This is a genomic window from Treponema endosymbiont of Eucomonympha sp., assembly GCF_001028545.1.
Window position 1 is genome coordinate 1 of record NZ_BBPW01000028.1, and the last position, 10,228, is coordinate 10,228.

The window sequence follows — 10,228 nt, forward strand, 5'->3', positions numbered from 1 at the left end:
GCCGCGGAGGCAAGAACTGAAGGTGAACAGCGACCGGGGCGGCATGATTCCTAAAATCGACGACGCGCCCTGGCCCGGCTTCCCGCCCGACCTGCCGAGCATCATGACCGTGGTGGCGACGCAGGTCGACGGCACCGTGCTGATTCACGAAAAAATGTTTGAGTCCCGCATGTTCTTCGTCGACCGGCTCATCGGCATGGGCGCGCGCGTTACGCTCTGCGACCCGCACCGCGCCGTCGTGTCCGGCCCCTGCGTGCTGCACGGCGAATACTCCATATCGCCCGACGTCCGCGCCGGCATGGCGCTCGTGATTGCGTCCCTCGCGGCGGAGGGCGAAAGCGTCATAAGTAACGTGTATCAGGTGGAGCGCGGCTACGAGAACCTTGCGGAGCGGCTCCAAAGTCTTGGCACCCGAATCACCCGCACGGAATAAGCGTTCTCCGTAGGGAACGCCCGAATTTCTTGAGAAACTCGGCATAGTGGTGAAGGCTTGTTACCGAGTTTGCTTAGCAAATTCGCGGCGCGTATAGGCAAACGCCGAGCGGACAAAAGGGAAGGAATCTCTATGCTGAACTTGCGGCATTCTCCTGCATGGGCAGGTGTGAGACGCACACGCGAGTGAGCGCTGGTCTCTCGCACGGACATGAACGCTTGTGCTGTGGGGCACAAAAGGCCACCTGAGCTGGGCGTAAAACAAACTCAAACGTGCGCATTGTTTGGTGCCGTGCCGACATGGAGATCTAGGGGAGCGGAAACCCGCAGAAGGAACGAATAACGCAGAAATGGACGTGGGTGTCTGCCTAAAGAGACTTCGGACAGGTAAGAAATAGGGAACTAACTAATTGGTAGCAAAATTGTAGGCGAGGGATATTTCCCGGTATCGGGGTAGAGCAGGGGCTGCTCGGCGGCATAGCCCGTAATCGCCTGCACCGCGGCCGGATTCTCCGCCGCGTCGTAGCCGCCGGTCTCCACCGTGCCCGACGTGGGGAAATGCACCGCCGCGACCGCCTTGAGCAGCGTCGTCTTGCCCGCGCCGTTCAGCCCCAGAATCCCCGTAACCGCGCCTTTTTCCGCGGTGAACGACACGCCGTTCACCGCCAGTATGTCGCCGTAGCGTTTCGTCAGGCGGTCGAGCCGTATCATCTCAGTCCTCGTAGGGAATTTCGAGCGTCATGCGGTCGCGGGAGAGGAACGCGCCGGGGAACACCGCCGCCGCTTCGTCCCGCAGCACGGCAAGGTCGCGGTCGGAATAGCGCGGGCTGTAGTGAATGAGCGCCAGCCGCTTTGCCGCCGCGTCTCGGGCGATAATCCCTGCCTGCCGCGCCGTCAGGTGCTTCTTTTCGCGCGCCTGAGCGGCGACGTCTTCGGCGAACATACCCTCGCAGACCAGAAGGTCGGAGCCGCGCACCTCTGAAGCGATAGAGGACAGGTACAGCGTATCCGTCACGAAGCTGAACTTCCTGCCGGAGCGCGGTGGACCCATAACCGCCGACGGCTCGACCGTCGCCCCGCCGCCCGCCGTGACGCTTCTGCCCGCCTGTAATTCCGACCAGAGGGGTCCGCGCGGCACGCCCAGCGCGAGCGCGGCTTCGGGGCGAAACTCGCCCGGTCGGCTCAGCTCCTCCAGCGCGTAGCCGACGCAGGTTTTGGCGTGCGCGAGCGGGAAGGCGCGGATATAGCAGCCGTCGCCCTCGTGCACGACGCACGGCGCGCTGACTTCCCGCACGATGATTTCGTAGTTTATGTACATGTCGAGGACGCGCCGGCTCGTCTCGACGTATTCGGCTATTTTGGGCGGCCCGTAGATATAGAGCGGCTCGTTGCGGTCGACCTGCGAGGAAAGCATCAGCATGCCCGGCAAGCCGGTAACGTGGTCGGCGTGCGTGTGGCTTATGAATATGGCGCTGATTTTCTTCCAGCGCAGATTGAGCCGCCGGAGCGACACCTGCGTCCCCTCGCCGCAGTCGAATAGGAAGAGGTCGCCGTCCCGACGGAGCAGCACCGAGGTGAGGCAGCGGTAGGGCAGGGGCATCATGCCGCCGGAGCCGAGCACGAACGCTTCAAGGTTCATACCGACACTGTAGCGGAAACGGGGGCGGGAATCAATTGCGGCATTCGGCGGCAAAATTGGGCGTTCCCCGTAAGGGTAACGCCCGAGACTGACGGGGTCTGTTCAAGATTAGAATAAGTTTATTCAGAGTTGGGATAAGGCTGTTCAAGCGTTGCGCAGGCAGGCGCAAGAGCCGCGCAAAACCACCCGGCAGCGCGTGTAGGAGCGCCATATACGCGGGCATGAGCGGTGCGGGTGGCGGGGGATTTGCCTTTGCCGGGCGAATGCACCTCCCTGTTACATAGAGCCGCACCTCGCCTCTTTTTCCGGCAGGGCATACGTCGGAATGGACTTCGCGCGCTCGGGCGACCTGTCGCTCCTCTGGTTTCTTGAAGAGACGAGCCGGAACGAGGCGGAGACGCGCCTTGTGGCGGAGATAAAAAACTGCCCGTTCGAGCAGCAGAAACAGCTTGTGTTCCTTATCGGCAGGTGGTGCCGGGCGCGCGGAGTGTGGGGCGGAATCGCGCTCGACGCGCGCGGCAACGGACAGAACCTTGCCGAGGAGGCGGTGCTGGAGTTTCCCGGCTCCGCCGCGGCGGTCATGGAAACGCCCGCGTGGTACGCGGAATGGTTCCCGCGCCTCCGCACGATGCTCGACGAGGGCACGTTTTTTGTGCCGGACGACGAAGCGGTGAAAAGCGATTTTTCTATCGTGCAGTTAAAAAACGGCGTGCCGCACATCCCGCCGCTCCGCACTGCCGACCGGGACGGCAAGGGCAAGCGGCACGGCGACGGAGCCGCGGGGGCGGCGCTCGCGCTCTACGCGTGGAGCGAGCTTGCCGCGGACCCGCTGCCCGTGGCGTGCGGCGGAGCCTGCGCGCGGAGTTCAGGGGGTATTAGGTGGCAGCGAAAAAGAAAGAGCTTGAGTCGCACATAGTAGAAATTTCCGGCTTCAGAAGCATAGTTTCGTATCTTGAAGACACGAACGACTGGCTCTTCTCCGTCGGGGAAAGCCAGAAGGTATTTTCCGACATGATGTGCGACGGACGCATAGAATCGCTTGTCGGCGACCGCAAGGACCGGGTGCAGCAGCTTACGGGGTCGATAACGCCGACCGGCAACAAGGCGGTGGACGAGGCGTGCGACCGATACGTCAATTTCAACGCGCGCTACGAGGCGCAGTCTATTCTGCTTAACGCCATACCTTACGGAATCGCCGTGTGCGAGATTATCTGGGAGAACAAAAACGGCATATACGCGCCGGCGTCGTTCGTGCCCGTGCCGCGGCAGGCGCTCTCGTTCCCGCAGGACGGCGAGTACATGACGCCCTATCTGACGGCAGAAGACAAGCCGCTCAACGAGCCGTACAAGTTCCTCGTGCACCGGAACAGCACGGGCGACGGCAGCCGGTGGGGCTCGCCCGCGCTCAAAAGCGCTTACTGGCCCTGGAAGTTCAAGCGGCTCGGCTTTAAGTTCTGGATAATGGCGGCGGAAAAGGTCGGCGTGCCGTCTGTGCTCGCCCTCTTTCAGTCAAAGACGACGGAGGACGCGAGAGCGCGGGCAAAGGCGCTTTCCGAGGAACTGCGGAACCTTGAGAGCGGTTCGTCCGGCGCGTTCGGCAACGTTACCGACATAAAAGTCGTCGATTCAGAGATAAAAGACTTTGACGCGATTGTGTCGACGTGCAACACGGAAATCGCCTACGCGATAACGGGGCAGAGCCTCGCCACCAATCAGGCGGTCTACGGCACAAAGGCGCAGGCGATGACGCACGAAAAGACTTACGATTCGGTAACGAGCGGCGACGCCTACCTCATGCAGCAGACGCTGTAAAAGCTGTGCGATTTTTTTCGTCGGGATAAACTTCCCCGGCGCCGAAGCTCCCATATACGACATAGACAGCACCGACTACGCCTCGTGGGAAACGGTGCGCGACGCGATAGACCGGGGCGTGCCGGTGTCGCTTTCTTCGCTCTATGACAAGAACCACGTGCCGCGCCCGAAGGACGAGGCGGACGCGTTCGTAAAGACAGTCACTTCCCCGTTCGCCGCGGAGGGCGACCCGGCGTCTTACGCTGATTTTTTTTTCGCGGAAGGCGGCAAGGCTAAAGGCGCGCGCGCTCGACCGCCTGTCGTGCGGAGCGCGTGAGCTTATAGCCGAGAGCTATTACCGGCGCATTCGGGAATTCGCTCTTGCGGCGGCAAAGCGCCCCGCGCTGCTTGAAACGCAGAAAACGCTGCCGCCCGACTACGCGGCAATGAGCGCCGCCGCGGCATTATTAGTGCGCGGGGCGCTGCTCGGAATCGACCGGGCGGCGGGCAAGAAAGAGTTCGCCGACGGGGATAACGACGAAATCGAGGTGCTGCCGTTTGAGGAAGCGCTCGATTATATGAAAAAAAGAGCGGCTGTCGGACGCGGCGAATACTATGCGCTCAGCGACAAACTGCGGTTCCGCGCGTTTACCGTGTCGCGCATAGCGGACGGCGACCTCCTGGAAAAGAGCAAAGGGATGCTCGCGGAGGCTATCCGCTCGGGCGAATCGCTCACCGAGTTCTGGGAAAAGACCAAAAGCGAAATACTTGCGCCCGGCGAAATGGCTCCCGGCGACGGCTGGTACTGGGAGACCGTGTACCGGACGAATCTGCAGACCGCCTACGGCGCGGGGAACGCCATGGGATTCGAGGACGTTCCGCCGATCGCGCTTGAGTTTCTGGGCATAGAGGACGAGCGGCAGACCGAGGAGTGCCGGCGCTTGTCCGACCCGCCCGTCGTGCTGCCGTACAAACACCCGTTCTGGCGGACGCACTGTCCGCCCCTGCACTTCAACTGCCGCTCGACGCTCCGGGCGATATACGACGAGGCGGAACTGCCGGCGTCTTACCAACTGCCGCCCGAAGGAACGGCGGCGGCGGAAGGGTTCGGCGCGTACCCGCTTGACGGAGACACGTGGTGGCAGGAACTGCCCGCCATGAAAGAGCGCGCCGAGCGCTACGGGGTGCAGGAAGAAATCCAAGAAGCGGCGGAAAAGCTGCGGGTAGCGGAAGCCGAGCCGAGGGAATACAAAACCGTGAGCCGGGAGCTCAAAGAGGACTTTCAGAACGCCAGCGACCAGATATTCCATTCGGCGCCGGCGGAGCAGAAAGAGGCGGCTATGGAATATACGGGCTCCAAGTTTGTCGAAACCAACGGCATGCTGTACGCTACAGACGGCTACTACCAGAGGGCGGAAAACAAAGAGCTTTTGAGTGAAATAAAAACAAGGGTGAGACGCCTTGATAAAATCATAAAAAAGTATAAACTGACAGACGACATTATTGCTTGGCGCGGAACGGAAGCGGAGCATTATGCCGGCTGGGAAGCAGGACAGACCTACGAATTGCCCGGCTATGTGAGCACCTGCGTTGACAAAGGGAACGAGATTGTGAGTTCGGATTTTACAATTGAAATGAGGATAAGGAAAGGGACGAGGGGCATGTATCTGGGGAAAAATTCCGTTCACCCGGAAGAAGACGAGTTCCTGCTGGGGCGCGGGCGCAAATATACGGTTATAGAGAAAACAAAGAGCTCGATGATTTTGGAGGCGTCAAATGACTGAAGACCGTCTGACAGAACTGGACAAAGTTTTTATGAAAGCCTTCCTCACCACGTGGAAAGCGGAGGAGCAGGAATTAGGCAGAAACTACTTGCTGTCCGATTTGGATAAACACGGACACGTAGTAAAGATAGAATCGAGAGAGGTAGGCGATAAAACGTGGACAGTTTTCAGGTTCTCAAACAAGAGCGCTGCTATGTTTTATCCCCGCATGAGCAAGTTCAGAGACGCCTACGCGCCGACATGCGTCAAGGTTAAATAGCGCGGGAACTTTTTCAAATAAACGGCAAAAATAAAATCAGGCGGGGACGCGAAGGACGCTCCCCGCCTTTTTTATGCCCCCCTATAGACGGCAAAGCGCTCGGCGCATCCGTGATGCTCAAAAGCAAATGAAACGCGCATGAAGCGGCGTTTTTCACCGTTGCAAAGGCATTAAAACGCGCCGAAGCGAGTGTTTACACGTCAAGCCGGCGCGTGCGCCGCAGAGCGCCGATTTAATAAATTAACGTTAGGGGGATAAAGCCATGAAAACGCCCATAACATACTACGGGGGCAAGCAGCAGCTTTCGGCTGCCATAACGCAGTTAATTCCGGAACACCGCATATACGCCGAGCCGTTTATCGGCGGCGCGGCGGTATTCTTTGCGAAACCCGCGTCTCCGGTAGAAATAATCAACGACATAAACAGCGAGGTTGTCAATTTTTATGAGGTGCTTCAGCGCGACTTCCCTGCGCTGCAAAGCGAAATAAGCATAAGCCTGCACAGCCGCAAAATGCATAAGCACGCCCGCGTAATATATGAAAACCCAGACATGTTTGACAGGATAAAGCGCGCGTGGGCGCTCTGGATGCTGGCGAACACCAGCTACGGGGCAATACTCGACGGCGGCTTCGGCTACGACTTAACCGGGCAGACGACAAAAAGGCTGGCTAACAAGCGGCATGCATTTTCCGAAGAGCTTGCCGCCCGCCTGCAAAACGCGCAGATAGAATGCTGCGACGCCTTAAGAATAATCAGAAGCAGGGACGCCCCGGAAACGTTCTTTTATCTCGACCCTCCTTATCCCGGCACCGACCAGGGGCACTACGACGGCTATTCAGGCGACGATTTCCGCGCGCTGCTTGAGACGCTTTCAAAAATCGAAGGGAAGTTTCTTTTGAGCTCGTTCCGCCACGAAGCGCTTGCCGAATACAAAGAAAAACACGGCTGGAGCCAGTTTGAGATAAAAATGCGGAAATCAATTGCGGCAAGGGTTTCGCCGGCGGCGCATAAAATTGAAGTGCTCACGGCAAACTACCCCATAGCCCCGCCCGAAATCCTGTGCGCAAACATCGGGGCAGACCGAAAAAACTGAAAAACAGGCGGGGACGCCGGCGGCGCTCCCCGTCTGTTTATGCCCCCTATAGAAGGCAAAGCGCGCGGCGCGTCCGGTATACTCACAGGAAATGAAAAAGGTACACACGCTCGAGTTAGCCAAAATAGGCAAATGGGGGCAGGACGGCGCGGAAATCACGCGGCAGGATTTGCGGGAAGTTGCTGAAACGTTCGCGGGGAAGCGCCCCGCGGTAATCGGGCACGCGGAAACGGACAAGGCGCCGAAGTTCGGCGACGTGCTCGACATGCGCCTTTCCGACGACGGCGCCAAAATCTACGGCGACGTCATGTTCCTGCCCGAAGCGGAGGCGCTGTATGAGCGCGGCGCGTACAGCGGCTGGTCCGTGTCTATCCCGAAGCGCGGCGCGGACGGCAAGCGGTACCTGCACCACGTCGCGTTCCTCGGCGCGACTCCGCCCAAGATACCGGGGCTCAAAGATTTAGGCATTAACTATTCGGAAGGCGAAAGCCCCGAAGTATATCAATTTTCCGGGCAGGTGCCCGAAGAAGGAGCAAAAATGACGGACGAGGAAAAGAAGGCGCACGAAGAGGCGCTGAAGGCGGAAAAAGACAAGGCGGCGGCGCTTCAGAAGCAGCTGGACGCGCTCAAAGCCGAGTTTGAGGCGTACAAGGCGGAAAACAAGGCGCCGCCGAAGAAGCCGGAGTTTTCCGACCCGGAAGCGGCAAAGAAGTTTGCCGACATGGAAAAGAAGCTCGCCGAAGTGGAAACGGCGTCGCGCAAGGCTCGCCTCGCCTCGTTTTCCGAGGCGGTAAAGGGGAAAATTCCCGCTGGGCTTCTGCCGAAAGCCGAAGCGGTAGCGGGGCTGCTTGAAGGCGCGGGAGAGGCGGAATTCGCCGACGCGGACGGCAAGCCCATAGACTGGGCGAAAGCCGCGACCAATATGTAAAGGAGAGGAAAAAATGGATAACGCAGCAAGCGTCTACGGCGACCGCGGCGTGTGGGCGGATGACCACCCCGTGGTGCGAATGGGCGGAACGCTCACGGCGGCGGCGATAACCGCCGCGCCGAAGGCGGGAACGATTCTGAAAGCGAACGGGGCGAACGTGGAGCCCGCGGCGACGGCGGACACGCCGGTAGGCGTTCTTGCCGCCGATTCAGACGGCACGGCGAACGTGATTTACGGCGTGCACGGCGTCGTTGTGTCAAAACGGCTCTTAGACAACACCGGGGCGGAGGCGAACGCGACGCTCAAGGCGAAACTCACCGCAATCGGCATATATCTCAAACAGGCATGGGGAGGAAACTTTAAATAATGGCAGGAATTTTAATCAAGCCGGAGGACATTGTCCGCGTAATCGCGGCGCTGCCGCCGGAAACCTCGAACGCGCGCACGTATTTTCAGCGCGTCGTGAACAAAAACTCGGACATACTCGCAAAAAGCGAGATTATGTCGACGGTCGGGAACATTCCCGTGATTTCCACGGGAGAAACGGGCGTGCGCCCCGCATACGGCGCGACGCTCGACTATGTCCGCCCTATGTCGGTCGATATCGACGACAATTTTACCGCGGCGGAAGAATCGGAGTTTGAGCGCGCGACCTCTTTGGGTCAGCAGCAGATGATCGACGACCGCCTCGCGCGGTGGGCGCAGCTTGTGCGGAACACGACGAAGGCGCTCTGCGCTCAGGCGCACAAGGGCGCGATAGACTACATGATGAAGAGCGGCAACGCGCTCGTCCGCTATCAGGTGAGCTACGGCACTGTGGAAGCAATTACCACCACGGTACAAATCAGCGCCGTTACGACGGGGCAGCTTATCGACTTCCTTGAGGCGCTGAACGCGAAGATAAACGAAAACGGCGTCGGCGGGGCAATAGACTACGTATGCTCGTCAGCGTGGTACGCGAAAATAATCGAGCTCGCCTCTAACCAGACGAAGCTGAACGCGACGGTAGGCGACGGCTATATCGACTTTGCCGGCTACCGGATTCGGCGCGACAACGACACGTACAAGGACGACGTGTCCGGCACGCCGACGGTGAAGCGGATGCTCGGCGACAACGAGCTTATCGCGCGGGCGAAAGACGCGGGGCAGGCGCTGTACTTTATGAAGATAGACGACGTCGTGCAGCGCGCGGCGGTGCCGCTCTATGCGTTCACCAAGACGCGGCACGACCAGCGCGGGACAGACCTGTTCGTGAAGTCAAAGCCGTTTCCGCTTATCAACGTGAAGGGGCTGGCGCTTTTGCGGGTCACAGACCCGCCGACTTTGGACACAGACCCGCCGACTTTGGACACAGAGCCGCCGACTTTGGACACAGAAGAATAAAAAATGGAAGCAAAAGAAACCCGCGGGGAAAGCGGCTTTCCGCGGGCTTTTTCCGAGGCGCCACCTGAAGCGGAGATAAACGACGTCACCGTAAGCGGCGCTTACGGTGAACCGCTCAGCTACATCATTTCCGTCCGCGTGAATGTCTTTTTTTTGCTCAACCCCATGCATATGGACGCCGCGCCGTGGTTTGTCGGTTTCCCGGCGGGGGTGTCCGCGACGTTTACGGGAATGTTCAAAGTGGACGACTGGACCGCCATAGAAATTAGCCTGACCGGCTCTCCCCTCGAAGGAATCGCCGGGCTTATTAAGCTGCGCATTCCCGGCGACTATCTGTCCAGCGGCGAAACGCTCGAAACGGACGACAACCCGAACGCCGTATGGGATATAGAGCCGCGTTCGGCGCGCGTGGACAACGCGGTCGTCGCGGGCGGCGTGGGGAACCCGCTCGATTACACAATAACCGGCCAAATCTACGCCGACCACTTTGACAATGCCGCCAATGTGCCGTGCGAGTCGTGGTTTCTTGGCGGTTTCCCGGCGGGACTGACCGCGCTGGCGAACATGACTCAGGTTTCTCCTGAATTCAGCATTCGCATTACCGGTACGCCTTCCGAGACATTCGGGGGGCTTATTAAGCTGCGCCTCGAGCGGCGTGCCCTCGTGCCCCGCGATATCGACGTCGCTCACCGTTGCCGTCGGGAGCGCCTCTTCTATGTCTATCGTCGCGTCGGGGTTTTCGTCTACGGGAATCGCTTCTCCGCCGCGAACCGCCGAGGCGGGGATTGTCGCGCTGATAACCGCGTGCGCTTCCTGCGAGGGCGTCCCGCTGATAAGAACTATCGCGTCGCTCGACCCGTCGGGGATTCCGTGCGGCGCCGCCGCGGTCAGCCCCGGCGGCAGGTTCGCGAACCACGCC

13 protein-coding genes are annotated in these 10,228 nt (G+C 59.8%); 11 read left to right on the top strand and 2 right to left on the bottom strand.

The window, feature by feature from the left end:
* On the top strand, positions 1–433 hold a 433-nt coding region (locus AWU74_RS02470; RefSeq protein WP_498067476.1), incomplete at its 5' end, for a carboxyvinyltransferase.
* A 401-nt stretch (positions 434–834) separates the two neighbouring features.
* Here the strand turns inward: AWU74_RS02470 and AWU74_RS02475 are convergent.
* Positions 835–1,143, bottom strand: a complete 309-nt coding sequence (locus tag AWU74_RS02475; protein WP_062327216.1) for an ATP-binding cassette domain-containing protein — start codon at positions 1,141–1,143, stop codon at positions 835–837.
* 1 nt (position 1,144) lies between these two features.
* Entirely contained in the window at positions 1,145–2,071 is a 927-nt protein-coding gene (locus tag AWU74_RS02480; protein WP_062327243.1) for a ribonuclease Z, read from the bottom strand.
* Between the two features lie 325 nt (positions 2,072–2,396).
* Between AWU74_RS02480 and AWU74_RS02485 the strand changes: the two genes are divergently transcribed.
* The 10 genes from AWU74_RS02485 to AWU74_RS02530 all read left to right on the top strand — a co-directional run.
* A complete protein-coding gene (locus tag AWU74_RS02485; protein ID WP_062327219.1) occupies positions 2,397–2,987 on the top strand; it encodes a hypothetical protein in 591 nt (196 codons plus the stop codon).
* Complete coding sequence (locus AWU74_RS02490) at positions 2,951–3,883, top strand: phage portal protein family protein (RefSeq protein ID WP_162504696.1); 933 nt, start codon at positions 2,951–2,953, stop codon at positions 3,881–3,883. Before AWU74_RS02485 ends, AWU74_RS02490 begins: the two co-directional genes overlap by 37 nt.
* A gap of 94 nt (positions 3,884–3,977) precedes the next feature.
* Complete coding sequence (locus AWU74_RS02495; RefSeq protein WP_062327225.1) at positions 3,978–4,199, top strand: hypothetical protein; 222 nt, start codon at positions 3,978–3,980, stop codon at positions 4,197–4,199.
* Between the two features lie 133 nt (positions 4,200–4,332).
* Entirely contained in the window at positions 4,333–5,646 is a 1,314-nt protein-coding gene (locus AWU74_RS02500) for an ADP-ribosyltransferase (protein WP_238580134.1), read from the top strand.
* On the top strand, positions 5,639–5,905 hold the full coding sequence (locus AWU74_RS02505) for a hypothetical protein (RefSeq protein ID WP_062327230.1): 267 nt from the start codon (positions 5,639–5,641) through the stop codon (positions 5,903–5,905). Before AWU74_RS02500 ends, AWU74_RS02505 begins: the two co-directional genes overlap by 8 nt.
* Positions 5,906–6,167: 262 nt before the next feature.
* Positions 6,168–6,998 carry a DNA adenine methylase gene (locus AWU74_RS02510; protein WP_062327233.1) on the top strand — a complete coding sequence of 277 codons (831 nt, stop codon included), beginning with the start codon at positions 6,168–6,170 and terminating at the stop codon, positions 6,996–6,998.
* Between the two features lie 91 nt (positions 6,999–7,089).
* Positions 7,090–7,926, top strand: coding sequence for a hypothetical protein (locus tag AWU74_RS02515; RefSeq protein ID WP_062327236.1), 837 nt, complete (start codon positions 7,090–7,092; stop codon positions 7,924–7,926).
* A 13-nt stretch (positions 7,927–7,939) separates the two neighbouring features.
* Positions 7,940–8,293: a hypothetical protein gene (locus AWU74_RS02520; protein WP_062327238.1), complete on the top strand. Its 354-nt coding sequence runs from the start codon at positions 7,940–7,942 to the stop codon at positions 8,291–8,293.
* Positions 8,293–9,309, top strand: coding sequence for a major capsid protein (locus tag AWU74_RS02525; RefSeq protein ID WP_062327240.1), 1,017 nt, complete (start codon positions 8,293–8,295; stop codon positions 9,307–9,309). Before AWU74_RS02520 ends, AWU74_RS02525 begins: the two co-directional genes overlap by 1 nt.
* A 3-nt stretch (positions 9,310–9,312) precedes the next feature.
* Positions 9,313–10,228 (top strand): hypothetical protein (locus AWU74_RS02530; protein ID WP_162504697.1); only part of this gene is annotated, 916 nt, incomplete at its 3' end.